Origin of the sequence: Rhodococcus sp. NPDC056506 (assembly GCF_042794945.1) — a bacterium.
Taxonomy (GTDB): Bacteria; Actinomycetota; Actinomycetes; order Mycobacteriales; family Mycobacteriaceae; genus Rhodococcus_F.
Genome location: NZ_JBHTSW010000004.1, coordinates 45811 through 71286 on the forward strand (window position 1 = coordinate 45811; position 25476 = coordinate 71286).

At 62.7% G+C, this 25476-nt stretch carries 23 protein-coding genes; 9 read left to right on the top strand and 14 right to left on the bottom strand.

Features of this window, described 5'->3' with window-relative positions; all coding sequences use genetic code 11:
- The first annotated feature begins 10 nt into the window (after nt 1-10).
- A complete protein-coding gene (locus ACFQ6H_RS05625; RefSeq protein ID WP_378644595.1) occupies nt 11-1309 on the top strand; it encodes an NtaA/DmoA family FMN-dependent monooxygenase in 1299 nt (432 codons plus the stop codon).
- Here ACFQ6H_RS05625 and ACFQ6H_RS05630 read toward each other — a convergent pair.
- On the bottom strand, nt 1306-2271 hold the full coding sequence (locus ACFQ6H_RS05630) for a proline dehydrogenase family protein (protein ID WP_378644598.1): 966 nt from the start codon (nt 2269-2271) through the stop codon (nt 1306-1308). The genes ACFQ6H_RS05625 and ACFQ6H_RS05630 overlap by 4 nt on opposite strands.
- On the bottom strand, nt 2271-3932 hold the full coding sequence (gene pruA, locus ACFQ6H_RS05635) for an L-glutamate gamma-semialdehyde dehydrogenase (protein WP_378644600.1): 1662 nt from the start codon (nt 3930-3932) through the stop codon (nt 2271-2273). The genes ACFQ6H_RS05630 and pruA overlap by 1 nt, the downstream gene beginning before the upstream one ends.
- A gap of 195 nt (nt 3933-4127) precedes the next feature.
- Between pruA and ACFQ6H_RS05640 the strand changes: the two genes are divergently transcribed.
- The 3 genes from ACFQ6H_RS05640 to ACFQ6H_RS05650 are packed head-to-tail and all read left to right on the top strand — an operon-like array spanning nt 4128 to nt 7212.
- The gene (locus ACFQ6H_RS05640) at nt 4128-5798 is read left to right on the top strand and encodes a PucR family transcriptional regulator (protein WP_378644602.1); all 1671 of its coding nucleotides are present in this window, start codon (nt 4128-4130) and stop codon (nt 5796-5798) included.
- A complete protein-coding gene (locus ACFQ6H_RS05645; RefSeq protein WP_378543118.1) occupies nt 5795-6112 on the top strand; it encodes a nuclear transport factor 2 family protein in 318 nt (105 codons plus the stop codon). The genes ACFQ6H_RS05640 and ACFQ6H_RS05645 overlap by 4 nt, the downstream gene beginning before the upstream one ends.
- Nucleotides 6112-7212 (top strand): DNA alkylation repair protein, encoded by a 1101-nt coding sequence (locus ACFQ6H_RS05650; protein WP_378644605.1) that lies wholly within the window; start codon nt 6112-6114, stop codon nt 7210-7212. The genes ACFQ6H_RS05645 and ACFQ6H_RS05650 overlap by 1 nt, the downstream gene beginning before the upstream one ends.
- Before the next feature lie 57 nt (nt 7213-7269).
- Here ACFQ6H_RS05650 and ACFQ6H_RS05655 read toward each other — a convergent pair whose 3' ends face one another.
- Nucleotides 7270-8319 carry an ABC transporter substrate-binding protein gene (locus tag ACFQ6H_RS05655; RefSeq protein ID WP_378644608.1) on the bottom strand — a complete coding sequence of 350 codons (1050 nt, stop codon included), beginning with the start codon at nt 8317-8319 and terminating at the stop codon, nt 7270-7272.
- Nucleotides 8320-8694: 375 nt separating this feature from the next.
- On the opposite strand from ACFQ6H_RS05655, the gene ACFQ6H_RS05660 reads away from it, so the two are divergent.
- Nucleotides 8695-9783: a 3-deoxy-7-phosphoheptulonate synthase gene (locus ACFQ6H_RS05660; protein ID WP_378532181.1), complete on the top strand. Its 1089-nt coding sequence runs from the start codon at nt 8695-8697 to the stop codon at nt 9781-9783.
- Nucleotides 9784-9837: 54 nt separating this feature from the next.
- Here the strand turns inward: ACFQ6H_RS05660 and ACFQ6H_RS05665 are convergent, their stop codons facing one another.
- The 8 genes from ACFQ6H_RS05665 to ACFQ6H_RS05700 all read right to left on the bottom strand — a co-directional run bounded on the left by ACFQ6H_RS05665 (nt 9838) and on the right by ACFQ6H_RS05700 (nt 19652).
- Entirely contained in the window at nt 9838-10641 is an 804-nt protein-coding gene (locus tag ACFQ6H_RS05665) for a sugar phosphate isomerase/epimerase family protein (protein WP_378644611.1), read from the bottom strand.
- Nucleotides 10638-12365: an FAD-dependent oxidoreductase gene (locus ACFQ6H_RS05670; RefSeq protein ID WP_378644613.1), complete on the bottom strand. Its 1728-nt coding sequence runs from the start codon at nt 12363-12365 to the stop codon at nt 10638-10640. Before ACFQ6H_RS05670 ends, ACFQ6H_RS05665 begins: the two co-directional genes overlap by 4 nt.
- The gene (locus ACFQ6H_RS05675; protein ID WP_378543130.1) at nt 12362-13456 is read right to left on the bottom strand and encodes a Gfo/Idh/MocA family protein; all 1095 of its coding nucleotides are present in this window, start codon (nt 13454-13456) and stop codon (nt 12362-12364) included. The genes ACFQ6H_RS05670 and ACFQ6H_RS05675 overlap by 4 nt, the downstream gene beginning before the upstream one ends.
- Entirely contained in the window at nt 13456-14280 is an 825-nt protein-coding gene (locus ACFQ6H_RS05680) for an aldo/keto reductase (protein WP_378543132.1), read from the bottom strand. Before ACFQ6H_RS05680 ends, ACFQ6H_RS05675 begins: the two co-directional genes overlap by 1 nt.
- On the bottom strand, nt 14277-16229 hold the full coding sequence (locus ACFQ6H_RS05685) for an FAD-dependent oxidoreductase (RefSeq protein ID WP_378644794.1): 1953 nt from the start codon (nt 16227-16229) through the stop codon (nt 14277-14279). The genes ACFQ6H_RS05680 and ACFQ6H_RS05685 overlap by 4 nt, the downstream gene beginning before the upstream one ends.
- Nucleotides 16230-16273: 44 nt before the next feature.
- Nucleotides 16274-17155, bottom strand: a complete 882-nt coding sequence (locus tag ACFQ6H_RS05690; protein ID WP_378644616.1) for a shikimate dehydrogenase — start codon at nt 17153-17155, stop codon at nt 16274-16276.
- A 63-nt stretch (nt 17156-17218) separates the two neighbouring features.
- Nucleotides 17219-18595 (bottom strand): MFS transporter, encoded by a 1377-nt coding sequence (locus tag ACFQ6H_RS05695; RefSeq protein ID WP_378446190.1) that lies wholly within the window; start codon nt 18593-18595, stop codon nt 17219-17221.
- Between the two features lie 139 nt (nt 18596-18734).
- Complete coding sequence (locus ACFQ6H_RS05700) at nt 18735-19652, bottom strand: LysR substrate-binding domain-containing protein (RefSeq protein WP_378446534.1); 918 nt, start codon at nt 19650-19652, stop codon at nt 18735-18737.
- Nucleotides 19653-19786: 134 nt separating this feature from the next.
- Here ACFQ6H_RS05700 and ACFQ6H_RS05705 point away from each other — a divergent pair, with 134 nt between their 5' ends.
- Nucleotides 19787-20479, top strand: a complete 693-nt coding sequence (locus ACFQ6H_RS05705; RefSeq protein ID WP_378644618.1) for an SDR family NAD(P)-dependent oxidoreductase — start codon at nt 19787-19789, stop codon at nt 20477-20479.
- 22 nt (nt 20480-20501) lie between these two features.
- On the opposite strand, the gene ACFQ6H_RS05710 is transcribed toward ACFQ6H_RS05705, so the two are convergent.
- Nucleotides 20502-21275: a hypothetical protein gene (locus ACFQ6H_RS05710; protein WP_378644621.1), complete on the bottom strand. Its 774-nt coding sequence runs from the start codon at nt 21273-21275 to the stop codon at nt 20502-20504.
- A 105-nt stretch (nt 21276-21380) separates the two neighbouring features.
- On the opposite strand from ACFQ6H_RS05710, the gene ACFQ6H_RS05715 reads away from it, so the two are divergent.
- Together ACFQ6H_RS05715 and ACFQ6H_RS05720 are read left to right on the top strand one after the other, a co-directional pair.
- Complete coding sequence (locus tag ACFQ6H_RS05715) at nt 21381-22208, top strand: crotonase/enoyl-CoA hydratase family protein (RefSeq protein WP_378644623.1); 828 nt, start codon at nt 21381-21383, stop codon at nt 22206-22208.
- Nucleotides 22205-23743 carry a class I adenylate-forming enzyme family protein gene (locus tag ACFQ6H_RS05720; protein WP_378644625.1) on the top strand — a complete coding sequence of 513 codons (1539 nt, stop codon included), beginning with the start codon at nt 22205-22207 and terminating at the stop codon, nt 23741-23743. The genes ACFQ6H_RS05715 and ACFQ6H_RS05720 overlap by 4 nt, the downstream gene beginning before the upstream one ends.
- On the opposite strand, the gene ACFQ6H_RS05725 is transcribed toward ACFQ6H_RS05720, so the two are convergent.
- Nucleotides 23736-24368 (bottom strand): alpha-ketoglutarate-dependent dioxygenase AlkB, encoded by a 633-nt coding sequence (locus tag ACFQ6H_RS05725; RefSeq protein ID WP_378446195.1) that lies wholly within the window; start codon nt 24366-24368, stop codon nt 23736-23738. The genes ACFQ6H_RS05720 and ACFQ6H_RS05725 overlap by 8 nt on opposite strands.
- Nucleotides 24369-24516: 148 nt before the next feature.
- Here ACFQ6H_RS05725 and ACFQ6H_RS05730 point away from each other — a divergent pair, with 148 nt between their 5' ends.
- Complete coding sequence (locus ACFQ6H_RS05730; RefSeq protein WP_317556243.1) at nt 24517-24933, top strand: hypothetical protein; 417 nt, start codon at nt 24517-24519, stop codon at nt 24931-24933.
- A 94-nt stretch (nt 24934-25027) separates the two neighbouring features.
- On the opposite strand, the gene ACFQ6H_RS05735 is transcribed toward ACFQ6H_RS05730, so the two are convergent.
- Complete coding sequence (locus ACFQ6H_RS05735) at nt 25028-25255, bottom strand: hypothetical protein (RefSeq protein ID WP_378644627.1); 228 nt, start codon at nt 25253-25255, stop codon at nt 25028-25030.
- Between the last annotated feature and the right edge of the window lie 221 nt (nt 25256-25476).

Consider the following 25476-nt stretch of genomic DNA (forward strand, 5'->3'; position numbering starts at 1 on the left):
AGGATATTCGGTGGCCGATCGTAGGCGTCCGCTCAAAACGGTGACCGGTGTCAGCGGGGCGGCGAGCATCTACGACGCCGCGATCGATCCGAGGACTTCGACGCTCGCGTCCGCGATCGAAATCGCGAAGACGGCCGAGGCGAACAAGATCGACGGACTGTTTGCCGCCGACCTGTTGAGCTTCGGCGCGCAGGGTGCGATCGGCGCGCAGGAACCGCTGATCTTTCTTGCCGCGCTGAGTGCGGTCACCACCCACGTGGGCCTCATCGCGACCGTCACGACGACGTTTCATCACCCCTTCAACCTGGCGCGGTTGTTCGGCACCCTCGACCACGTCAGCAATGGTAGGGCTGCGTGGAATGCGGTCACTTCCTCACTCGGAGAAGAGAACTACAGCGATCTGACGCTGCCGAGCCCGGAGGAGCGGTACGCCCGAGCGGCCGAATCGCTCGAGGTCGTCAACGCACTGTTCGACAGCTGGAAGCCCGGCGCCCTGGTCCAGGGCAAGGGGCCCGCAGTGCTCGATCCGTCGCGGGTGGTCCCCATCGAGCACCGAGGCAAGTATTTCACCGTGCAGGGGCCGTTGAACATTCCCTCACTGCCGCAGCGTCGTCCGGTTCAATTCCAGGCAGGGCAGTCTGCCGGAGGTATCGAACTTGGTGCTCGCTTCGCAGAGGTCGTATTCACCTCTCTCCCAACCTTCGAGGACGCGGTCACCTACACGAAGACGATCCGCGCCCGGGCGGCAGAGTTGGGGCGTGGGGACGAACTGCCACTGATTTTCAGCTCGTTCCACGCAACGTACGGCGCTACCGAAACCGAAGTCGAACGATTGGTCAGAGAAGCCGAGGAATCGACGGACTTCGACGCCGGTCGCACGAGGCTTGCCGACATGTTCGGCGGCGGCGTGGATTTCTCGGAATTGCCGCTGGATCGGCCGATCCCGGAGTCGTTGTTGCCGGACCCGTCGTCGGTGAATCGACGACGGGGCCGGGTCGAGATCTTCGGCAAGCTCGCATCACAAGGAAAGACTCTGCGTGAGTTGATCATCGCGTCCAAGGACACCGGCCACTGGGCAGCGGCGGGCACCCCGGAACAGCTCGCGGACGCGATCGAGGAACGATACGACGCGGGCGTACTCGACGTCATCACGCTCGGTGACCTTGCCGATCCGCGTACACGCGATTTCGTCACGAACGGACTGCTGCCGGAACTACGCAAGCGCAGAATCGTGGGAACAGATTACGTCGGGGGTACCTTCCGTGAGAACCTCGAGTTGCCACCGCTGCCAACGGTTTCCAGCACCTAGTTGTTGGAGGAGAGTGAGCGCATGAAGAACATGAGGTTGGCCGGCCGTTCCGCCAGGCGACGCATGAAGTAGCCGTACCACTGGCTGCCGTAGGGAACGTAGACCCGCAGGTGATTGCCTTCGGCTACCAATCTGCGTTGTTCGCCGTCGCGGATGCCGTAGAGCATCTGAAACTCGAAATCCTCGGCTGTCCGTTCGGTCAATGTGGCGAGTTCGAGGGCGGCGTCGATCATGGTGGGATCGTGGGAGGCGACCATCGGGTACCCGTCACCTTCCATCAAGACCTTCAGGCAACGCAGGTACGACGCGTCGACTTCGCCGGGCTTTTGGAACGCAACGTCGGCCGGTTCCTTGTATGCACCCTTGCACAGCCGAATTCGTGAACCTGATCCGGAGAAGTGCCGGCAGTCGGCCTCGGTGCGGTGCAGATAGGCCTGCAGAACGGTGCCGAGCGTCGGGAAGTCGCGGCGCAACTCTTTCACGATGGACAGCGTCGAGTCGGTGGTGGTGTGATCCTCGGCGTCGACGGTGACCCACGCTCCCACTTCGGCCGCTGCTGTGAGAATTCGGTGTGCATTCGCCAGCGCAATCTTCTCACCGTCGCCGGGGAGCGACTGCCCCAGTGCGGAGAGTTTGAGTGAGACCTCGAAGGGGTGTTGCGTCCCGGCGGTGTCGGAAAGCGTTGTATAGGTGCGGAGAAGAGAGAGATAGGCGTCGACGGTCGCGGTTGCCTGAGCTGGATCGGTGGTGTCCTCGCCGAGGTAGTCGACCGTCGCGAACCGGCCACTGGTGAGGATGTCGCGTACGGCGGAGACCGCTGCGGGTTCCGCGTCGCCGGCGACAAATCTGTCTACCAGCCTGCGGGTCAAGGCCATTCCGGAGACTGTCTTCTCCAGTCGCGGCGAGCGCGCTGCCGCCAGAAGTACAGGGCGCAGCGGGTTGCTCAGGGACACGGCACTCATCAACGGTTCTCGCTTTCGGCTGAATCGACGTCCTGGTGGGGGTAACGATGATCGGTGGGAGGAACGAAGGTTTCCTTCACGGTTCGCGTCGAAGCCCAACGGAGTAGATTCTGTGGCGAACCGGCCTTGTCATTGGTGCCCGAGGCCCGTGCACCTCCGAAGGGTTGTTGTCCGACAACCGCTCCCGTGGGCTTGTCGTTGACGTAGAAGTTTCCGGCGGCGAACCGCAGACCCTGGTGGGCCTGATCGACGGCGGCACGGTCGGTGGCGATCACGGCGCCGGTCAGGGCGTAGGTGGATCCGCTGTCGATACGAGCGAGGGTGTCGGCGTAGGCATTCGGCGCGGAGTCGTCGTAAACGTGCAACGAGAGTATGGGACCGAAGTACTCGGTGCTGAATGCCTCGTCACTGGGGTCGTCGCCGAGCAGGACGGTCGGCGAGATGAAGAACCCTTCGCGGTCGTCGTAGTCGCCGCCCGCTGCGATGGTGAGGCTGCTGGTCGACTTGGCGCGGACGATCGCGGCGGCGTTGCGGTCGAAGGAACGCTGGTCGATGACGGCGCCGCCGAAGTTCGTCAGGTCGGTGACGTCGCCGTACTTCAGTGACGACACCGTGTCGATGAACGTGTCGCCCATCTTGGCCCACACCGACTTCGGGACGAATGCGCGTGACGCGGCCGAGCATTTCTGTCCCTGGTAGTCGAAGGCCCCGCGGATCAACGCCGTCGTGAGTACGTCCGGGTCAGCGGAACTGTGTGCGAGTACAAAATCTTTGCCGCCGGTTTCGCCGACGAGACGCGGATACGTCCGGTAGTTCGAGATGTTGGCTCCGACCTCACGCCACAATCGCTGGAACGTTGCGGTGGATCCGGTGAAGTGGATGCCCGCCAGGCGGGGGTCGGCAAGCGCGACCTCGGACACCATGGGGCCGTCGCCGAGAACAAGATTGATCACCCCGGGCGGGAGGCCGGCGGCTTCGAGTAGTTGCATCGTCAGGTACGCCGCGACGGCCTGCGTCGGTGACGGCTTCCAGATCACGGTGTTGCCCATCAGTGCCGGTGCGGTGGGTAGATTTCCGGCGATGGCGGTGAAATTGAAGGGCGTGATCGCGTAGACAAAGCCTTCGAGCGGCCGATATTCGACGCGATTCCACACTCCCGGAGCGGAAACGGGCTGGTCGGCGAGTATCTGACGAGCGAATGCGACGTTGAATCGCCAGAAGTCGATCAGTTCGCACGGTGCGTCGATCTCGGCCTGATATGCGGTCTTGGACTGCCCGAGCATTGTTGCGGCGGCGATGGTTTCACGCCACGGTCCGGAGAGCAGGTCGGCAGCTCTCAGGAAGACTGCAGCCCGGTCGTCGAACGAGAGGTCGCGCCAGGCGGGGGCGGCGAGGGTGGCGGCGTCGATTGCGTCTCGAACGTCCGAGTGCGTTGCGCCCGCAAATGATCCGATCACGGAACTGTGACGGTGTGGTTGAACGACTTTCTCCCGCTTACCTTCCGCGGTTCGGTGGACGCCACCGATGACCTGTCTGATGTCGGTCGGTGTTTCGGCCAGTTCGGTCAGCTTCATGCGTAGGCGAGATCGCTCCGGGCTTCCCGGCGCGTAATTGTTGACCGGTTCGTTGGAGGGGTGGGGGACATTGGTGACGGCGTCCATGACGATCCTTCGGCAGACTCAGGAGTGGGCAGTTGTCGTGTTGTTCACCAGTCAAGTCGAAAGATCTCGGTGAGTAATCCGCTGAGCGGCCAAATATCGGCGGCCGTGTTTGTCCGATTGGCTGAACTGTTTTCGCAGGAAAATGCACTATTCTCGAAATCAAGGCGTAGGAACGGTCCGGAAAGTTGGTGGTACGTGTCTATCCGTGGGGTCAGGCTCGACGCGGTCCTTGGAGCACTGGGTGGAGCCTTTGTCCAGCTCGTCCTCGCGCCGCCAGGCGACGACTTCTTCGTCGACTCCGTGGTGTTCGCGGAGGTCGGGGACCTCGTGCGCCCCAGAACTGCAGACGTCGAATCCTCTGAGCTCTGGCTCACTGTCGGTGTCGGTGCAGCCGAACTGGCGGCCTGGTTGAACCGCCTCGATCAGAGGAGCTCAGCGCCTCGGGCCGTCATGTCGAAGGAGGCCTCGGACACGTCGGTGCAGGAAGCGGCAAAGCGCGCCGGGATCGCGTTGATAGCGGTCCATGCGGACGCTCGTTGGGATCGATTGTTCACCACGGTCCGCGGCGTGCTCGATCATTCGGTATCCCGACAGGATTCGGACGACATCGTATTCGGCAGTGACACAGACTTGTTCGAGTTGGCTCAGAATGTCGCAGCACTCACTCGGGGAATGGTCAGTATCGAGGACGAGCGTTCTCATGTCTTGGCTTACTCGGCATCGGGGGATGCTGCGGACGAGCTACGCAAACGATCCATTCTCGGACGCGAAGGACCTCACGAATACCTCCGAAAGCTGCAGGAGTGGGGCGTCTTCGAGAGCCTGCGCCGCAGCGACGACGTGGTCGAGGTGCCTGCCCACGAAGACCTCGCAATCAGGCGACGGTTGGTGGTTCCGATACGCAGGATCTCCGAGAACATCAAGGGGGAGAGTGGTTTCAATTCTGGCCTGCTCGGCACTATCTGGGTTCAGGAAGGCCCGCTTCCCATTGCCGGCGACGCCGACAGCGTCCTCCGAGGCGCCGCTGCCGTTGCTGCTCGGCTGATTTCGCGTATTCGGGACGCACCGAACAACGAGGCGATACAGATTCAGCGGTTGCTCGGGGTTCGAGGCGGGGGCGTCGACGTTCCTTCCCTGGCGGCCTCGTTGTCCATTCCCATGTCCGGACCGGCGATGGTGATCGGGGTGGCGGGCGTCGGTGGCGGTGGGCTGCCGTCTTCGGGTGAACTCGTGTCGTCTTTGCGCCTGCACGCCAGCGCCTTTCAGCGTGAATCGCTGGTGAGTGCCGTCGGCACCCGGCTCTATGTGCTGTTTCCCCGAACCCAATCCGTGAAATCCACAGTCTCGTGGACCCGCGAAGTTATCGCGCGTTTGGACAAGGTGTCGCCCTCGGGTTTACGGGCCGCCGTGTCGTCTCCGGTCTCGACGCTTGCCGAGGTGGCTCAGGCTCGGGCCGAAGTGGATCGGGTACTCGACGGCACGTCGGGGGATGCTCGTGTGACCACTCTCGCGGACTCGCGTACCCCGGTGCTGCTGCGCGAAATCATGAACACGATCGCGGCCGACGAGCAACTGCATGATCCGAGAATCGACGCCCTGGACGTCTACGACAGACGTAACGGGTCGAACATGCGAGAAAGCGTCAGCGTCTATCTTGCGCTCTCGGGAGACGTCAGACGCGCATCCGAGCAGCTCCGGATTCACCCGAATACACTCCGGTATCGGATCAAGAGGGTCGAGGAGATAACAGATACCGATCTGTCCGAGCCGTCGGCGAGGCTGTTGATGGAGATTCAGCTGGCGGCCTCCGCTCGCGCAGTGAGGTCGCCGAACCTGTCGGACCCCAGCAGTACGCTTCGCGAATGATCGACTCAGCGAAGGTGCCAGGCGCAGCGCGCGCGTACTTCGACGGCGGCGATGTCCGCGACGTGTTCACCGAAGACGCGGTAGTGCGTGACGATGGCCGGACGTATTTCGGCATCGACGAAATCGTGGCGTGGAAGTCCGCCGTGTCGACTGCGTTCACCTTCACCCAGAAGATCGAGTCGGTGCACACGCCTGGCTCGGCCGTTGTCGTGTCTGTGAAGGTCGAGGGTGATTTTCCGGGAAGCCCGGTCCAGTTACATCACCATTTCACTTTCGACGGTGATCGGGTTTCCGCTCTCACGGTGTGCCCCTGATGCCCACAGCTGACGAACTTCTCGGGGTATCCGTCGTGGCCGATCTGGCAGGCTGCCTCGAGCGTGCGACTGGTGATACGCGCCTTTCCCTCGTTCGAGGTAGTTCATCCGAATTCGACGGAATGAGTCTCGGTGAGCGCACACGCGTCGTACGGGACGCGATGATTGCCGAACTGCCCGAGGACTTTCCGGTTTTCGCGGAGATCATCCGTCGTGGGCTCGAAGAGGAGACCTTCACGGGGTGGATGATCTGGCCGGTCACCGAAGCAGTTGCCGTCACGGCGACACGGAGCGGCTCCGAGTCGGATTTCGACGGTGGAATGGCACTCCTCGCTGAGCTGACTTCGCGTCTGACTGGTGAATTCGCGATTCGAACCTTCCTTGAAACGGACCTTCACCGTTCTCTGGCGATTGCACTCGCCTGGACCGGGCACGAAGACGAACACGTCCGGCGTTTGGCGACCGAAGGCACTCGTACACGTTTGCCTTGGGGAAGGCGAGTGAAAGAGTTGACGGCGCGTCCCGAGTCGACAATCTCCATTCTCGACGAGCTGTACCGGGATGATTCCGAATATGTACGCCGTTCGGTCGCAAACCATCTCAACGATCTCAGTCGTGCCGATGCAGCGCTCGCAGTATCGACCGCGAAGCGCTGGTTACAGACACCGGATTCCAACACACTGAAAATCGTCAAACATGCATTGCGGACGTTGATCAAGGCCGGCGACCCAGATGCTCTGTCCCTCTTGGGGTTCTCACCGCCCACCGACGTCGTGGTCGAGGGGTTCGTCATCGACCGCGAAACAGTTGATGCGGGTGGAGAACTCACCTTCGACTTCGCCGTCACGAACAACGGCAGCGAGTCCGTCACCGTCGTGATCGATTACATCGTCCACCACGTAAAGGCCAACGGGCAGACGACGCCCAAGGTCTTCAAACTGACGACACGAACGCTGGAGCCCGGGGTGCCGGCCCGCATCGCGAAGAGGCATTCCTTCAAACCGATCAGTACCCGGAAGTACTACGCAGGCGACCATGCCGTCGAGGTACAGATCAACGGCGTACGCCAGGTGCGAGGTGTATTCCGTTTGGATGCGTGAATGACCCCACCCGGTGAGACGGGGTCACTCGAGTCCTGAACGAATGCCGCACAGATGTCAGCGCATGACTTGTACTTGTTCGGCGATATCAGCGGCCAGGGCCATGGCAGTCAGAGCGAGGCCGTTGTTGAGGTCGTAGCGCAACTGCCCGACATTGTCGTTTTGGACAGCCCGTACTCGTTTCCACGTGGGCGATTCGGCTTCGACAGCGTCTGGGTTCTGTAGCGACACGAAGTCGGCCTGGTCGAAGATGGCGAGCTCCTCGAGGCTGTAGAAGGTCGAATCCTTCCGATCGGGTGCGGCATGGGCAGCGTCGGTCAAGACGTTCAAGCCGAGGTCCTGCGCAACCGACACCGCGAACGTGTTGTTTTGCAGCCAGATCTGACCGCTGTCTGCGCGGGCGATCGCGATTGTTTTTCCTTCGAGGAGACCACCGATCTTGGCCCGCGCTTGTGCAAGTTCAGCGTTGTATCGGGCGATGACGCGCTCAGCGACCTCGCGGCGATCGAGAGCCGTGAGTTGCGCGGTCATGGCGTGCTTCCAGGACGAGCCCGTCTTGCCTTCGTCGACGACGAGCACCGGTGCGATGTCAGTGCCGAGCAGGCCCTTGTCCTGGTAGTAATCCCACCCGCCTTTCCCGACGACCAACAGATCGGGGTCGTGGCTCAGTATCGATTCGGCATTCGGTTCGTTGTTCGTCCCACCGAGGCGAGCTGCGCCGGCGGGTACCTGCTGCATGAGTTGAGACTTCGGATCCCAATTGGTCGCGACGATCGGGTACTCGGCCAGTAGTGCGAAATCGAGGGCTCCTCGGGCTTCGAGCACCACGACACGCTTGGGGTTCCGCGGGAGGCGGTAGGCCTGGTCCGCGACGACGATGTCGACCCACTCGTCCGAGGCTTCGGTGCCGTTGGATTCGCTCGAACACGCAGACAGTGCGCCCAGTGCACCGAGCGCCGTCGCACCGGTCAGGAAGCCACGTCGTGTCAAGGAATCGATCAGACGGGTGAATTCGCGGTCCACATCTTTCGTCGACTGCAAGGCGGTTTCGGGCGCGGAAGGGGAAACCCTCGGTTGGAAGGTTTCGGTCGATTCGATCACAGGCATGAGAAGGCGCAGCTCCATCTGATGTTCCGGGCATTGGCAGGGTGCCCACTCAACGTATTCGAACTTCGTTGTCGGAGCCTTGCTCCAAAGCGCCAACCGCTCAGCGGATTTGGCCATTCTTCAACGGACTCGTGCTGGGGGACGCTCTCCTCGGACTCGGCTCGGAGTGGAGGGGCACGCCCATCCCATTCGAACTCGAGGTATCGTGGTCGACATGCAGCGCGTTTATTTCTGGTTTAGCAGGCCGGCCCCGGGTGGGCCTGCCGGCGTAACCACGCGCTGACAACCTCCACCCAAGAGCCGGACTACAGACCGGCTCGCTGGAGTTTCTCTTCATCTCTGGGGTCGGCCTGAGAACAGGAAACCGAAAACCCCATGACTGTCACCATCGACACCACCGCATCTTCGGACAGCCTCGACGATCAGCGCACTGTGAGTATCAGTCCGCTCGTGTCACCGGCGACTGTTCGTGCTCAGCACGCTCCGGACGAGGTCGCGGCCGCAACCGTGCGCACCGGTCGTGCTGACACCATCAACATCCTCAACGGTGACGACGATCGTTTGATCGTCGTTGTAGGTCCGTGCTCTGTGCACGATCCGGAAGCCGCGATGGACTACGCCCGCCGGTTGGCCGCCAAGGCCGAGGAGTTGCGGGACGATCTGCACATCGTCATGCGCGTTTACTTCGAAAAGCCGCGCACCACGCTCGGGTGGAAGGGACTGCTCAACGATCCGCACCTCGACGGAACTTTCGACATCAACACCGGGCTCGGTATCGGTCGCAAACTGCTTCTCGACGTGTCGAGTCTGGGTCTGCCTGTCGGTTGTGAATTCCTCGACCCGATCATGCCTCAGTACATTGCGGACCTGGTCAGCTACGGTGCGATCGGTGCCCGGACCGCTGCGAGCCAGGTGCATCGCCAGCTGTGCAGCGCACTGTCCATGCCCGTCGGCATCAAGAACTCCACCGAAGGTGACGTGCAGGTAGCCGTCGACGGTACCCGCGCTGCCGCCGCGAGCCATGTGTTCCCCGGTACCGACCTCGACGGTCAGGCTGCCTTGATTCGCACCGCCGGCAACCCCGACTGCCATGTCATTCTTCGCGGCGGCAGCGACGGACCCAACTACGATGCCGAGACTGTCGCGGACACCCTTGCTCGCCTGCACAAGTCGAACCTGCCCGAGCGCGTGGTCATCGACGCGAGCCACGGCAACAGCAGCAAGGACCACGAGCGTCAGGTCATCGTCCTGGACGACATTGCCCGTCGTCTGACCGAGGGTGAGCGGGGAATCGCCGGCGTCATGTTGGAGAGCTTCATCGAGGCCGGACGTCAGGACCTGACCTTGGGTAAGGCGGACGAGCTCACCTACGGTCAGTCGATCACCGACGCGTGCATCGACTGGTCCACCACGGCAGCGCAGTTGGATCGTTTGGCGCAGGCTGTTGCGGCTCGGAGGGGCTGACGCCCCCGTGCGCGTTTAGGGAGTGCCTGGACTCGCTAAACGCGCACAGGGCCGCTAGGCCAACACTTCTCGCGTGGCCGTGACCAGGCGTTCCAGCCAAGCGTCCGTGCCGACGGCGCGGCGCAGTGGCTCGTTGGGCAATTCGATGCTGACCGGCAGCCCGGCGGGCAACGTCGACCAGATGTCGGCCAGGGCGATGCCGCCGGTGCCGGGCACGAGGCGCTCTTCGCGGGCGTGACGGATCAGCTCTGCGTCGTCTGTGGGCGCGGGCGTCGAACCGTCGCACATCTGGGCGTAGTGCAGCCACTCAGGCGGGATGGACGCCAGATCTTCGAGCGTGGTCGCCGAGCGGTCGGTGTGCAATGCGTCGACGAGAACACTCCGAGCCGGACCGTCTGCCGCCGAGACGATCTCGATGGCTGCACGCGCATCGGGCACCGCCGTCCACGGCATGAATTCGAGCGAGGCGACGATGCCGTAGTTCGCGCACAGGTCTGCGAGGCGGGCATAGGAGTCCGTGAGACGAGCGCGGTCACGGTCGTCGCCGCCGACCAGAACGGCCTTGGCGTTGAGCTGCGCTCCCGCTTCGAGGAGCGGAACGTAGTCGGCGGGATCGAAGTCGGCTGCAAGACGGATGATTTCGAGATCGAATACCTCGACCGGTGAATCATCCAGTCGACGCACCAGTTCGTTCAACCCCTGCTTGTCCTCGTGCAGGGGGTACGCCGTCGTACCCGGTGCCGCGGGCATCAACCGGATACCGATCGTGTCGAAGCCGTGCTTTTCGGCCAAGTCGACATGCTGCATCGGTGCGGTATCGAGCACGGTGAGGGCCGCCAGCCCGAGTGAGAGTGTCATGCGTGCGCTCCAACTGTCTTGGCACCGGCCAGTTCCCGGCCTGCCAGGTAACCGAAGGTCATGGCCGGACCGAGGTTGATACCGCCGGAGGGGTAATGCCCACCCATCACGCTGGCCTGATCGACACCCACTGCAAGCAGTCCCTCGATGGGGCGGTCGTTGTCGTCGAGCACGCGCGACGAAGAGTCGGTGACAAGCCCGGCGAAGGTGCCGAAGCTACCCGGTACAACTTTCACCGCGTAATACGGACCCTTCTGCAAGGGCGCGAGTGACGGGTTCGGCCAGGGATTGGCGGTATCACCGGATCCCCGGTTGAACGGTGTTGCGCCGCGACCGAACTCGGGGTCGTCGCCACTGCGAGCTCCGGTGTTGAACGCCGAGACGGTCTTCTCCAACTGCGCCGCATCGACGCCGATCTTCTCGGCCAAGTCCCGAACAGTGCGCCCCCGCGTGAGGTATCCCGAGCGCAGATACGGCTGGATCGGGATCGGTAGTGGCTTGGCCATGCCGAGCGGGAGGTAGCGCACGTACTGCTGATCGGCGATCAGCCACGAGCACACCTCATCGCCCTCAGGAACCTGCTCGACCATCGCAAGCGTGTAGTCGTGGTAGCCGAGTGCTTCGTTGACAAACCGCCTGCCGTTCGCGAGAACCCCGATGACGCCGGGCTTTCCGCGGTCGAGGATGTGGGGGAACACACCTTCCTTGCCGTTGCGGTAACGAACGATGGAGACGGGGCAGTAGGCAACGGGGGAGGCGAGCGTGCGGTCGAGTCGTCCGCCCACGGATTCGCCGAGGGTGATGCCGTCGCCGGTGGTTGTCTTCGGGGTGAGCGACCAGTGTTCGTGTCCGGTTGGGGTGCGCGGGAACAATTCGCGTCGTCGATCGATGTCGTGTGCAAAGCCGCCGGTGGCGAGTACAACGCCACGCGTGGCTGTTACCGAGTACGCACCGTCCGGACCTTCGAGACGGACGCCGACAACGCGGCCGTCGTCATCGGTCTGCAATGCGGTCGCGGACGTCTTGACCCGAAACTCGACGCCCAGATCGAGCGCTGAACGCAGCATCATGCCGACCAGGGCAGTACCGTTGACGAGTTGCTGACCGCGACGCTTGGTGGCGAGGTCGAACATGTGCTTGGTGACTCGAACACCGCAGTGCGCAAAGGCTTTCGGTGACCGCGTCGAGTGGAGGAACGCCTGCAGATCGGGGCCGGCCATGATGCCCATTCCGAGGAACGACGTCTCGTACAACTGCCGACGGAGCAAGGCCGCAACATCTGGCCCGAGCTTTCGCAGACTCACCGGTTTCGGTCCGACGGACCGGTGACCGGTGCCGGCACCCGGTGTGTCACCGTGAATGTCGGCGATCTTGGCTCCGGGAACGAACTTCAGCGCGGTCTTGCGTTCGAAGAACTCGACCATCTCCGGTGCGCCGTCGAGGAGTGCATCCACCTTCGCGGCGTCGAAGTTGTCGCCGAGTCGGTTCTCCAAATATGTCCGCGGTGCCGAGCGATCCTCGACAACACCATCTGCGATGGCAAACATGTTGCGCGGAGTCCACATCCACCCACCCGACCATGCCGTTGCGCCGCCGCAGGTGTCGGCCTTGTCGACCACGAGGACGGACGCGCCGCCATTTGCTGCGGCAATCGCTGTGGAAAGCCCACCTGCGCCGGAGCCCACGACAACCACGTCGTAGGTGAGGGGGGTACTGCTGCTCATTTCTGCTCCTTGGCAGTTGTTGCGAGGGTCGGCGTCGACGACAGTTCGACAACCTTCCCGGTTCGTGACGATTCGTAGATTGCGGCGATGATGGCCAGCGACGCGCGGGCGTCGCGTCCGGTGACGGCGGGTTCGCGCCCGGTCAGGACGGCGTCGGCGAAGTCCTGCACCTGCAATGTATGGAAGTCGGTCAGTGCCGCATTGACCGCGCCCACATCAAGATTCGCGTCGGCGTCCGCGGAGTACGGCGACTGGAATTCCACTTCGCCTGTTACGGTCCAGATTTCGTTGACACCCTCGTGCCCTTCGGGGAACTCGAGGACACTGGCAATTGCTCCGGAGCGCCCGATCACCGTGACGCGGTTGCCCAAATTGTGATTGGCACCCGTGGTCGCGGTGACGGTGGCGGTGCCGCCCGAGGCAAAGGAAATCACCGCCGACGCGCTGTCCTCGGTCTCGATGTGCTCACCGTGAGTATGGGTGCGGATGAAGCCACTGACCGAGACGGCCTCGCCCATGAACCAGGCCAGCATGTCGATCTGGTGCACGGCCTGCGTCATGAGCACGCCGCCCCCGTCGGTGTCCCAGCGTCCGCGCCACGCGTCGGCCGAGTAGTAACTCGATGGACGATGCAGGATCACCGACGCCTCACCGAGCGTGGGAAGCCCGATCCGGCCGTCGTCGATCGCGTCCCGGATACGACGCGCTGCCGGCCAGAAGCGTCGTTGGAAGAGGACGCCGAAGGTGATACCGGCTCGGTCGGCGGCCTCGATCATGCGGTCGGCTGCGGCAACATCCACCGCGATGGGCTTCTCGCACAACACATGTACACCGGCCTCGGCCGCGGCAACGACGACCTCTTCGTGCACCGGGTGAGGCGTGCAGACGGTGCAGGCATCGAGACCGAGAGCAAGTAGTTCGTCAACGGAACTGACGGCTGCGGGAATGCCGTGGAGTGCCGCGAACTCCTGAGCGCGCCCAATATCGGGATCGCAGCAGCCGATCACCTCGACGCCGGGTACTTGTTGCAGAGCACGGGCATGGTTGCCGGCGATCTTGCCGCAGCCGACGATTCCGACTTTCAACGTCATCAGAAATGCTCCTCTGCTTCGACGTCCCGCGCCGCGGACTCGCCGCGGTCGAGACTGTTCAGTGCGGTGACGTCTTCGGCGGTAAGTGTCACGTCGAGAGCCGCCAGATTCTCGGCCTGGCGGGTCGGGTTAGCTGACCTCGCGACCGGGACCACGCCCTGCGAGGAGTGCCACGCGAGAACCACCTGCGCTGGGGTGCAACCGATTCGACCGGCAATCTCCCCGACGACGGCGTTGTCGAGCACGTCACCCCGACCGAGGGGGCTCCACGACTGGGTGAAAACGCCGAGCTCGTCGTTTGCCCGGCGCACCGGAATGCGAGCGAGCGACGGGTCCATCTGAATCTGGTTGACTGCCGGTGCCTCACCGGTTTCGGTGACGAGTCTGTGCAAGTGGTGCTCCAGGAAGTTCGACACACCGACGTACCTGACCAGTCCGGCATCGCGGCAGGCCAGCATCGCCTCGAACGACGCAACATAGCGATCGATTCGCGGGAGCGGCCAGTGGATCAGGAAAAGATCCAGCCGGTCGAGCCCTAGTCGTTCCAGGCTCTGCTCGAGGGCGCCCCGGATGTCGCCGGAAACCTGGTCGTTGCCACGAAGTTTGGTGGTGACAAACAGTTCTTCTCGCGGTACACCAGATTCTGCCAGCGCCACACCGACAGCATCCTCGTTGGCGTAGATCGCGGCGGTGTCGATGAGGCGGTATCCAGCCTCGATGCCGGAGAGAACGGACGTCGTGGCGTCCGCGCCGACGAGGGGCCAGGTTCCGAGTCCGATGGGCGGCAATGCAGTTGCGACCGGTGCGGCTGCCTGCGTAGTCATGCGTGAATCTCCTGACGGGCCGCAGCGGCGGCCGTGATCGTGACGGCGACATCGGCGGCGGTGACGAGTGCAGCGTGAATGGACCCGCCGTCTCCGCTCGCATCGCCGACGGTATGGACACCGAGGCGCGGTGCCAGTGAACGTAGTTCGGTCAGAAGCTCCGAGCGTGGCTCGACGCCCTGTGAGATCAGCAGTTCGCCGGGAGCGTCGACCTCGCTCAGCACACCGGCCGTCGAGATCGTGACCGAGTCGGTGTCGACCTTGGTGATGATCGAGCTCAGGTAGGTCGTGAGGTTCTCACTTGCGGCCAGGCGCGGCAGCAGCACGATCTTGCCGCGTCGTCCGACGTCGTGGGCGATGGTTTCCTGGGGACCGATCATCACGACCTGAGTGCCCTTCTGGAGGAGATCGTCGGCGACGGCCGCAGCCTCGCGATCAGCACCGAAGATCGTGATCGCATCGGGGGCAGGATCTTCGAGGACTAGGAATTCGCGGATGTCACGAACGGTGCGCGTTGCTGCTCGGGGGAGATCGACCGTGGGGCCTACGCCGCCGGCGGCCAGGACTATCGCGTCGAAGTCACGGCCGGCGAGTGAAGCGGCATCTGCCCTGGTCGACGTGTGGCACTGCACTCCGAGATCAGCCAGCTCGGCGAGATACCACTCCACGATCCGCCCGTATTCGGGATACTCGTGCAACTTTGACGCCAAGGCGAAGTCGCCACCGAGACTGGGGCGTTCGTCGTACAGGTCGACGCGATGGCCGGCGAGTGCGAGGTCACGGGCAGCTGCCATCCCGGAGGGGCCGGCTCCGATGACGGCGACTCGCACGGTGACATCAGCAGGCGTCGTGGGCTGGTCCAATTCACGTCCGACCCAGGGGTTCACCGAGCATGGGATCGGGCCGGCCGCCAGGCTGTCGATGCAGTAGTTGCATGCGATACACGGGCGGTAGCGGCCGCCGTCGATCGCGCGATTCGGGAAGTCCGGATCAGCGTGCAGAGTCCGTGCCATGCTGACGAAGTTCGCTTGCCCGGATTCGATGATCTGCGCAGCGATTTCGGGCGATGTAATGCGGCCGGCTACGCCCACCGGGATGTCGAAGTCGCGCTGGTACTGCTCGGAGTACGGTGCTAAGAGGCCACGCGACCATTCGCCGGGCTGGATGATCCACTGTCCCGCTTCGTAGTTGCCCGCCGAGACGTCGAGGAAATCGAGTCGGTCGGTGTCGATGGCGTCGATGCGGGCACGGGTCGTCTCGGCGTCGAGCCCGCCGTCGATTCCCTCGAAGGCTGAGAATCGAAGTCCCAGAGTGATTCCCGGAGCATGCTCGTGTACGGCGGCGATGACCTTGTTGACGAAGAGAGTCGGGTCCGCCCATTCGTCGTCACGGTGGTTGTAAGCGGGGGAGAGGAACTGGTGGATCAGGTACCCGTGTCCGCCGTGCAGGGAGATGACGTCGACGCCGGCCTTCTGGCATCGTGCAGCAGCCTCACCGAAGCACTCGATGATGTGCTCGATGTCGTCGCCGTCGAGTTGTTCGGGCATCTCGCCGCCGACCACCAAGCACGGAATCGGAGTCGGGGCAACGGGAACAAACCCGCTGACAGAACCTTGCGCCGTACGTCCACCGTGGTTGAGTTCGACTCCGACGAGCGCACCATGCGTGTGGATCGCGTCGACCATCTTCTTGATGCCGGGGATCCGCTCGTCGACGTCGACACCCATCTGCCGGATGCGCCCCTTGCCGTCGGCGCGCACGTAGCTCGCCTCGGTGAAGATCAGTGCTGCACCACCTTCGGCACGGCGGGCGAGGTAGGCGATGTACTCGTCCGTCATGGTTCCGTCGACCTCGCAGTAATTGCGCTCCATCGGAGCCGACACGAATCGGTTTCGGAGGCGGACGCTGCCCATGTCGAGAGGTTCGGCGAACGGCGCAGTCACGTTCATCAGCGCTCCTGGTACTTCGCGAGAAAGTACGTGTTCGGTTGTGCTCATGCGTGTGCCGCCTCGGAGAGCAGATCGCGCAGATGACTGCGCATGCGGTCCGTATCGGCTTCGACACCGGTCAGGAGAGTGAAGGTGTCCGAGGCTTGTGCCACCAGCATCTGACCACCGTCGAGAACCGAGCATCCGAGAGTGAGTGCAGCGTCGAGTAATTCGGTGCGCATCGGCCGATAAACGATGTCCGCGACCCATAACTCGGAGTGCAGTGCCGCGGGGTCGAAGGGGGTTCCGGGATGACCGACCATGCCGATTGGCGACGCATTGACGACTCCGTCGCACGTAGCCAGATTGTCGCCGATCTGATCGATCGTCAAAGCCGTTGTGCGCGTTGCAGGGAAGGCCGAGGACACGCGCGAGCACACATCGGCAGCACGTTCGGGATCGACGTCGGCGATGCGGAGGTCCGTCGTACCGGCCGCGGCGAGTGCGTACGCCACCGCGGAACCCGCGCCGCCTGCGCCGGCGAGTACCGCTCGGTTCAAGGTGGCGTCGGGTAAACCACGTTGCAGTGCGGTGAGGAATCCGCTGTGATCGGTGTTGTGGCCGATCAGACGGCCGTTGTCGACGACAACCGTGTTGACGGCACCGAGCAATCGGGCATTGTCGGACAGTTCGTCGAGTGCGTCCACGACAACCTGCTTGCACGGATGGGTGATGTTCAGCCCGGTGAAACCGCCTGCGACGGCGCTCCGCACCACCTCGCCGGTCTTCTCGACCGAGACCGTCAGGTTCTCGAGATCGATCAGTTCGTAGCTGTAGTCGACGAGTGCGAGTGCTGATGCTTCGTGCGAATGCAGCGCCGGCGAGAGGGAGGTCGAGATCCCCGCTCCGACGAGGCCGATTCGGTGACGTGTGAATTCGGTAGTCATGACATTCTCCTGCATAAGTGGGGACGGCCCCTCGCGGAAAATCAACGCGAGGGGCCGGTCCGGTCAAGCGTTGTTGCTGGTGAGCTCTGAGTCCTGCTTGGTCGGCAGGCTCGGCTTCGGTTGGCCCAGTTCAGCTGTGGGCGTCCGGTACGTCTCCGGCCCGGTCATGGCGGCGATGGCTGACACGACTGCAAAACCGAGGCACATCCAGGCAACCGGCGTCCAGTTGCTCTTGTCTCCAGCCGAAATCGCCTGGGCGATAGCGGGTGTGAAGCCGGCGACGAGTAGACCGAGCATGAGGCTCACAGCCATACCGGTGTATCGGACCTTTGCGGGAAACTGCTCCGGGAAGTACGCCGGGTAGGTACCGTTGGGCATCGCGTAGAAGATGCCGATCATGACGATTCCCGAAGCAAAAACCATGGGAACGCTCTGGGTTCCGATGGAATGGAAGAACACGAAGATCATCAGCCCCGCTCCGATCGCACCGATGACGAAGATCGGCTTGCGCCCGTAGCGATCGGAGAGAATGCCGAACAGTGGCTGCGTCAGTACGGCAACAAAATTGGCGGTCGCGATGGCCCACAGCATCGTGGAGCGTTCGAATCCGGATTCGACGGCGTACGCCAGCGCGAAGACGTTGACGATGGTGTTGATCATCGCGAAGGTCGAGCTCATGCTGATACGGATCACGGTGCGCCAGTGCGAGCGGAACATCTCGACGACGGGGATTCCCGCTGTCTCGTCCTGCTCTTTGAGTTCTTCGAACACTTCGGGCTCGTCGAGGGTGCGACGCAACCAGAGCGCGACGACGGTCACGATGATGCTGAGCCAGAAGGGAACTCGCCAACCCCACGAGTAGAGGTCTTCGTCGGGCAGGCTTGCCACCGGGATGAACACCAGGCTGGAGATGACGATGCCGAACATGATCCCGCTCATGGTGAACGAGGTGAAGAACGAGCGACGGTGATCAGGTGCGTGTTCGAGTGTCAGCGCCGACGAGCCGGGGGATTCACCGCCGGCCGAGAGCCCTTGAAGGAGACGGAGCAAGACGAGGATGATCGGTGCGGCTATGCCGATCTGGTCATAGGTCGGCAGGCAACCGACGATGACGGTCGCAACTCCCATGAGGAGAAGGCACGCGAGAAGTGCGTTCTTCCGTCCGTAGCGATCGCCGAGGTGACCCCACAGCACCGCTCCGAGCGGGCGGGCGACGTAGGCAACACCCAGGGTGCTGATCGAGAGCAGGGTTGCCGTTGATCCGCCGCCGGGGAAGAAGATCTTGGGGAACACCAGCGCGGCCGCGGAGCCGTAGATGAAGAAGTCGTAGTACTCGAGGGTGCTGCCGAGGAAGCCCGAAACAGCGGCGCGGCGCGCGTTCGCATTCGGATGTTCCTCGGTCGAGTTCGTGGAACCGGTGGAGGTAATCGGAGGTGCCATGTGAAGTCCTTTCGTCCCGATGGGCCGGCCGTGGTGGCACGTTTGGAGATGCACCACGCATCGGTGACGTCCCTCACCTTTCGGCGGCTGAGACGACAGTGCCACGAAGGACTATGGCGCGTCCAACACTAAATGAGTCTCAGATAATGACGTTATTGGTCTCAATGTCCGGGGTAGGCAGAATCTCCTCCGACGTCTCCAGTGCGACGGCGAGCGCATCGGTCATGTGCCGTGGTGACCAGGCAATTCCGTGATTCATGTACGTCGGCTCGCCGGTGAGCGGGACGAACACACTGCCAGGGGGCGTGATCGCAGCCATGCCCGATGTCATCAGGGCTACGCCGACGCCGGCAGCAACAAGCATCAGGATCATGTACGGATCGGTGATCTCCTGGACTACGCGGGGTCTGAAGTCGGCGTTCATGCAAGCCCGCATCGCGGTCTCCTGCAGTGCCGAGCCGGCCGAGAGCGGGGTGGTCACGAATCCGTCGCCGGCCAATTCGCGGAGATCGATCGCGTCCCTCTCGGCAAGCGGATGGTCGATCGGAAGCACGGCGCCGAACGCCTCCCGTCGAATGAGTCGGGTAGAGAGCGATGCGGATTCCACCGGCAGCCCGACGAAGGCGAGATCGAGGGCGCCGCTCTCGAGTTGAATGACCGCGTCGCGCGTCATGATCCGGCCGAGGAGTGTCAGTTCGACTTCGGGATAGCGCTGACGCAACGCGCGGGTCAGTGGCGGAAGTGCTTGATAATTGAGCACTCCGGTGAATCCGATCGTGACTCGTCCGTAGACGCCTCCCGACGATGCCCGCGTAGCGTGCCGTGCGGTCTCCATGTTCTCGATGACGCGATAGGCGTGGGGGAGAAAGGCATGTCCGCCGGACGTGAGTGCGACGCTGCGGGTGCTCCGTTCGAACAACTTGACGCCGATGTCCTTTTCAAGCTTTCGGATCATTTGGCTCAGCGGCGACTGCGCCATCTGGAGCCGTGACGCGGCCCGTCCGAAGTGAAGTTCTTCCGCAACCGCGACGAACGCGTGCAACCAGCGGGTTTCCATCGACAACGCCTCCAGGTATTTGACGTCGACGACAAACGCCATATATTCAGAATTTCTACACAGTGTGACGGCAATTATGCCTATTTGCAACATAAATTGAGTGCGTAACGCACAGAAACTCAGGAGTGAAGAGGATGCAGAGTTATCCGGAAGGTGTCACCGCGCTCATCACCGGCGGTGCGAGCGGAATCGGCGCCGCCAGCGCAAAGTTGCTGACGGAGAGGGGAGTTCGGGTGATCACGGCAGATCTTGCCGAGGGAGCGCACGAACAACTCGACGTGAGCGACCCGGACGCCGTCGACGCGCTTCGTGCCCGAGTCGGCAGTGTCGACATCTTGATCAACAGTGCGGGAATTGTCGGGCCGTCAGCGCCGCTGGTCGAGGTTGATCTTGCGGCCTGGCAGCGTACGTTCCGCATCAACGTGGAGGGAACATTCCTCATGTGCCGGGCATTCGCACCGGGGATGGTCGCGTCGGGGTGGGGACGGGTCGTCAATCTCGCGAGTATTGCTGCCAAGGACGGAAACCCGAATCAGAGTGCGTATTCGGCGTCCAAAGCGGCCGTTGTCGCGCTGACGAAATCACTCGGCAAGGAGGTCGCCACCACCGGAGTGCTGGTCAACGCGATAGCGCCGGCGGCGGTGGAAAGCCCCATGAATGCCGGTACCGATCCTGCCATTCTCGCCCGTTCGCAATCTTTGACGCCGATGGCGCGGATGGGGAAGGCGGACGAGATCGCCGAACTGATCTCCTGGCTGTCGTCGTCTGCGGTGAGTTACTCGACCGGTGCCGTGTACGACGCCAGCGGTGGCCGCGCAACGTATTGAAATACCTTCTTGGGGAGACCGATCAGAATTGGAGCAGTGACTGCCACAGTTCACGAGATGCATCCTGGTACTCGAGCATGTGCGAGATCAGGTCTCGCAGTGGCTGCGTTGGTTCGAGCTCTTCCGGAAGTAGTGGATTGCGGACGATGACCGCGATGATCGCGCTGCCCAGGGCAAGTGATTCGCGGGCGGCTTCCTCGCGGCTGATTGCCGCCAGGCGGGTTTGCGCCTGTGTGAGTGCTTCGCGAGCCTCGGCGATGTCGGCCAACAGCGCTTCGGAGTTCCAGAGTGTGCGGATAGTCGAATCATCCTCGGGGGTAAGGTGATCAACCTCCATCAGCGACGATTCGGGAGCGGCGCCGAGTCGGCGGAGAGTGTGGCGAGCGCTGTCGATTCCGCCGCCGAGATTGTTCGGACGGACGGCGAGTGTGGGCTTCCAGTCCTCGTAGCCCGCCAGGCGCAACGCTTGATCGTGCCGGCGGGCGGCGGTGCGGTCGCTTCGTTTGAGCCCTGAGTGCTCGACGGCGATCCAGGTGCCGTCCCAGGGGTGTATGCGATCGGTACGAGTTCGCCACCCCTCCACTTCGCTGTAGGTGGGGATGCCGTCCGGGTTGAGGACGTATGTTCCGCGAGCGGTACGACGCAGTTTGCCCTCGCGGCACAGACGGCCCGCTGCCACGCGAATGCTTGATGCGCTTACGCCGACAATCTGGCCGGCCCGGGTCAGCATGGCGGTGCTGAACTCGGTGTCCGGGCTCGCCGTTGCGAGGTCCAGCACGACTCGGGTTGCGGACATTCCTCGATCAGTTTGTAACAACTTTTGAACAACTCCTGACAAATTCTGTTACAAGTGGCATGGTGGGTACCGGGAAACCTTATCCGCGAGCAGTGAGGAAATATCGTGACCGACTCCGATCGACCAGGTGGCGATGTCTATGTGGAGCGTGACGGTGGCGTCACCGTCGTCGTGATGAATCGCCCCGATCGCAAGAACGCGGTGGACGGGCCGATGGCAGCGCAGTTGCGTGATGCCTTCCTGGAATTCGAGTCGGACGAGAGCCAGAAGGTGGCGATTCTGTGGGGTGCGGGCGGCACATTTTGTGCCGGTGCGGATTTGACCGCAGTCTCCGATCCCGCCCGCGTGCACGAGTTGCATCCGGAAGGCGGCGGCACCGGTCCGATGGGGCCGAGTCGGTTGGCGTTGTCCAAACCGCTGATCGCCGCGGTCAGTGGATACGCGGTTGCCGGAGGGCTCGAGCTTTCATTGCTCGCGGACCTGAGGATCTGCGAGGAAGATTCCGTGTTCGGAGTCTTCTGCCGACGCTGGGGAGTTCCGTTCATCGACGGCGGGACCGTGCGACTGCCGCGAATTGTCGGGCAGGGGCGAGCACTCGACATGATCTTGACCGGTCGTCCGGTCGATGCTCCGGAGGCGCTGGCCTTCGGTCTGGCCAATCGTGTTGTTCCAGTGGGGAAATCACTCCAGGCAGCCAAGGAACTTGCACACCAGTTGACCGCGTTTCCGCAACTTTGCATGCTCGCGGATCGCGCGTCGGCCTACCGATCTTTTGATCTACCACTTGCCGAAGCGCTGCGCGCCGAGGGCGTTGCAGGAAATCCCATTGTCATCGCTGAAGGTGTGCGCGGCGCTGCTGCGTTCGCCGCGGGCGCCGGCCGGCACGGCCGATTCGAGAACAACCGGAATTCGAATGAGGAAACTGAACCATGATGCCCATAACCAGAGATCTGATCGTCCGTGGCGCGCGACAGCACGGGGCGCGAACGGCCGTCGTCTTCGGCGATCGATCGATGACGTTCACGGAAGTGGACGAACTCAGCAGCCGATTGGCACACGCGTTCATCGCGCTCGGTATCGGGCATGGCGCACGGGTTGCGTTGCTGGTCAACAACTCTCTTGCCAGCGTGCCCGTCGATTTTGCCTGCGTCAAAGCCGGAATCAATCGGGTTCCGCTCAACTCGCGACTCTCGGTCGACGAGCACGCGAGGATGCTCGAGGACACCGACAGTTCCCACGTCGTCTTCGGTCATGACCTCGCGGACCGAGCCGCTGAACTCTCAGCCAGGTTTCCCGAGCGGACATTCATCGGGCTGGAAACGAACTCGGAGGGACAGAGGTCTCTGCTCGACCAAGCACAGAGCATGCCTTCGGACATGCCTGACATCGAGGTGGCTCCCGACGATGTGATCCTGACTCTGTTCACGTCCGGCACTACGGGAACGTTGAAGGCCGCGCAGCACACCCAGCGCAGCTACGCCGCCATCTGCCGCAATGTGCTGCTCAATCTGCTTCCGGCGACTCAGGACGACACGATGCTGCATGCGGCATCGCTGATCCATGCCAGCGGTGTGTTCGTGCTTCCGTTCTGGCTCCGCGGCGGAAAGACCGTCGTCCTTCCCGGATTCGACCCATCGACGTTCCTGAACTCGATAACCGAGCATCGTGCCACCGCAATCAATTTGGTGCCGACGATGATTCAGATGCTCCTCGAACGCCCTGATTTCGCGAGTGCAGACATCGCGAGTCTGAAATCCGTGATCTACGGTGCCTCGCCGATGCCGCTGGACACCATCGAGCGGGCAATGCAGGCATGGGGGCAACACCGCTTTCTGCAGTACTACGGGCAGACCGAGGCGCCTCTGTGTATCGCAGTCCTTCGGCCCGAAGACCACACGGAGGATCGACTACTGTCCTGTGGTCAGCCTGCCATCGACGTCGAGATCAGGCTGCTCGACGGCGAGGGACACGAAGTGCCGCAGGGGGAACCGGGCGAAATCGTGATCCGTTCGCCATCTGCGATCGCCGGATACTTCAATGCACCGGAACTGAATGCGGACACCTTCACCGAAGACGGTTGGGTCCACACGCGCGACATCGGCCAGTTCGACGCCGACGGATTCCTGTTCCTGAAGGACCGGGCTTCGGACATGATCATCAGCGGCGGATACAACGTCTACCCCCGTGAAGTCGAGGATGCGCTCCTGACGCATCCGGCTGTTCGTGAGGTTGCCGTGGTCGGCACCGCCGACGTCAAGTGGGTGGAGGCGGTCACCGCCGTCGTTGTCCTCGCGGAAGGAAACGTCGAAAACGACGCACTGCAAGCATCATTGGTCGCTCATGTCGGCGAGCGACTGGCGTCGTACAAAAAACCGCGGCGAGTGGTTTTCGCCGAATCAGTTCCGAAGACGGCCGTCGGCAAGCTAAATCGGAAGGCGCTGCGAGAGCAACTTCGCGACGCTATCTGACTCCGCGAGTACGGAATTGAACGCTGATCCTCGGCCCGAGTGCCCTCGCACTCTTGGGGACGCAGTGTTCCCAGGTGCGTTGGCAGGATCCGCCCATCACGAGTAGATCGCCGTGACCGAGATTGAACCGGATCGATTCGCCACCCCCGCGGGGTCGCAGTAGGAGCGGGCGAGCGGCACCGAGAGACAGAATGGCAACCATTGTGTCCTCGGTGCGGCTTCGTCCCGTGTCGTCCCCGTGCCAGGCGACGCTGTCGGAACCGTCACGATAGAAACACAGCCCCGACGTGGCGAAGGGCTCGCCGAGTTCGTCGAAGTAGTGGCTGCTCAGTACGTCTTTGGCTTCGGTGAGAAGCGCGTCCGGCAGCGGCTGATTCTCCGCGTAGAAACACACCAGACGAGGTACGTCGACAACGCGGTCATACATCTGGCGCCGTTCTGATCGCCACGGAACCGTAGCTTCCAGGTTGTCGAACACGGCTTCCGATCCCGTCAGCCAGGCTGGGCGATGGTCGACCCATGCACCGGCGGTGAGAATGCGTCGCTGCACCGTGCCGTCGAGATCGGCCAAAGAAACGCCGAGGTCACCGTTGTCGAAGAGAGACGGTTGCATCGTGGCGGTCATAAGGACCACAGTACACCGAAATCGAACATATGTTCCCATGAATTTTCAATTGCCCTGCTGGACGGCTGTTCATCCTTGCTGGGTGATGTTCGTCGGCGCGAACCTTTGAATACTGTTCTCACGCTATTTCGCCGATGAAGGGGATGTCATGACTGCTCCGCACCAATCTCATGCGAACCATCCTGTCCGACAAGGCTTTGCCATCGGGACCACGGTGGCGGCAGCCTGCCTGCTCTTCGTAGCGGGAATTGTCGCGCTGCTGCAAGGCATTGCCGCTCTCGCAGACAACGATCTTCTGATCGTCGGAGTCAATTACACCTTCGAATTCGACGTCACGACGTGGGGTTGGATTCACATCGTGCTCGGAATCATCGGCATCGCGGTGTCGCTGGGATTGTTCGTGGGAATGACGTGGGCTCGCGGGATGGCCTTCGTGATCGCAGCTCTCTCGATCGTGGCCAATTTCTTGTGGTTGCCGTATTACCCGCTGTGGTCGATCGTGATCATCGCTCTCGACGTCGCTGTGATCTGGGCCGTCGCGACGTGGCGACCCGACGAGGTCTGATCAACTGACCGGAGTGAGTGGTTCACCTGCGACAGGCGAACCACTCACTCCGCTGTGTCCGGGCCTCCACGGTTGGCCACATCACTGCACGGCGTCAACGGCGCCTCGGTGATTCGCGATCCTGGTCCTCGCGCGGACGCATGTCCTTTGTCGTTCGGTGTGGGAAGCCGTGGATCATCGAACAAGAAATCCAGCAGATCACGACCGTTGCGATTCCGAGTCCGATCGACGCGAATGGTTCTTGCGTGGCCAGCCAGACGCTCAGTCCGATTGCCGTCCCGACGATCAGAATCAGGATGGTGTCGAGTCGTGTCGTTTGCATCGAAATCATCGCCTGGCGCAGATTGTTTTCGGCGGCCCGCTTGCTTTGGCGGCCCGCCACCCGGCGAGTGACAGCCGGGGGCAGACCTTGCGCGGCTGACCCCTCGCTCTGGAAATCGCCGCCGCAAGTGATCAATACCCGCCACATTCGTCTGCGAAACTCCCCGCAGGAAGAACGGGACCTTAGACCTGCGGCCAGGGATGCCGTGCCTTGACTATGAC

What these genes read in the sequence shown, in the direction of transcription:
- ACFQ6H_RS05710 (WP_378644621.1), bottom strand. Translation starts at nt 21,275, where the DNA reads ATGTCCGCAACCCGAGTCGTGCTGGACCTCGCAACGGCGAGCCCGGAC.
- pruA (WP_378644600.1), bottom strand. Translation starts at nt 3,932, where the DNA reads ATGGACGCCGTCACCAATGTCCCCCACCCCTCCAACGAACCGGTCAAC.
- ACFQ6H_RS05680 (WP_378543132.1), bottom strand. Translation starts at nt 14,280, where the DNA reads ATGACTACGCAGGCAGCCGCACCGGTCGCAACTGCATTGCCGCCCATC.
- ACFQ6H_RS05660 (WP_378532181.1), top strand. Translation starts at nt 8,695, where the DNA reads ATGACTGTCACCATCGACACCACCGCATCTTCGGACAGCCTCGACGAT.
- ACFQ6H_RS05670 (WP_378644613.1), bottom strand. Translation starts at nt 12,365, where the DNA reads ATGAGCAGCAGTACCCCCCTCACCTACGACGTGGTTGTCGTGGGCTCC.
- ACFQ6H_RS05695 (WP_378446190.1), bottom strand. Translation starts at nt 18,595, where the DNA reads ATGGCACCTCCGATTACCTCCACCGGTTCCACGAACTCGACCGAGGAA.
- ACFQ6H_RS05730 (WP_317556243.1), top strand. Translation starts at nt 24,517, where the DNA reads ATGACTGCTCCGCACCAATCTCATGCGAACCATCCTGTCCGACAAGGC.
- ACFQ6H_RS05675 (WP_378543130.1), bottom strand. Translation starts at nt 13,456, where the DNA reads ATGACGTTGAAAGTCGGAATCGTCGGCTGCGGCAAGATCGCCGGCAAC.
- ACFQ6H_RS05685 (WP_378644794.1), bottom strand. Translation starts at nt 16,229, where the DNA reads ATGAACGTGACTGCGCCGTTCGCCGAACCTCTCGACATGGGCAGCGTC.
- ACFQ6H_RS05700 (WP_378446534.1), bottom strand. Translation starts at nt 19,652, where the DNA reads ATGGAAACCCGCTGGTTGCACGCGTTCGTCGCGGTTGCGGAAGAACTT.
- ACFQ6H_RS05655 (WP_378644608.1), bottom strand. Translation starts at nt 8,319, where the DNA reads ATGCCTGTGATCGAATCGACCGAAACCTTCCAACCGAGGGTTTCCCCT.
- ACFQ6H_RS05665 (WP_378644611.1), bottom strand. Translation starts at nt 10,641, where the DNA reads ATGACACTCTCACTCGGGCTGGCGGCCCTCACCGTGCTCGATACCGCA.
- ACFQ6H_RS05690 (WP_378644616.1), bottom strand. Translation starts at nt 17,155, where the DNA reads ATGACTACCGAATTCACACGTCACCGAATCGGCCTCGTCGGAGCGGGG.
- ACFQ6H_RS05725 (WP_378446195.1), bottom strand. Translation starts at nt 24,368, where the DNA reads ATGACCGCCACGATGCAACCGTCTCTCTTCGACAACGGTGACCTCGGC.
- ACFQ6H_RS05650 (WP_378644605.1), top strand. Translation starts at nt 6,112, where the DNA reads ATGCCCACAGCTGACGAACTTCTCGGGGTATCCGTCGTGGCCGATCTG.
- ACFQ6H_RS05720 (WP_378644625.1), top strand. Translation starts at nt 22,205, where the DNA reads ATGATGCCCATAACCAGAGATCTGATCGTCCGTGGCGCGCGACAGCAC.
- ACFQ6H_RS05735 (WP_378644627.1), bottom strand. Translation starts at nt 25,255, where the DNA reads ATGCAAACGACACGACTCGACACCATCCTGATTCTGATCGTCGGGACG.
- ACFQ6H_RS05645 (WP_378543118.1), top strand. Translation starts at nt 5,795, where the DNA reads ATGATCGACTCAGCGAAGGTGCCAGGCGCAGCGCGCGCGTACTTCGAC.
- ACFQ6H_RS05630 (WP_378644598.1), bottom strand. Translation starts at nt 2,271, where the DNA reads ATGAGTGCCGTGTCCCTGAGCAACCCGCTGCGCCCTGTACTTCTGGCG.
- ACFQ6H_RS05705 (WP_378644618.1), top strand. Translation starts at nt 19,787, where the DNA reads ATGCAGAGTTATCCGGAAGGTGTCACCGCGCTCATCACCGGCGGTGCG.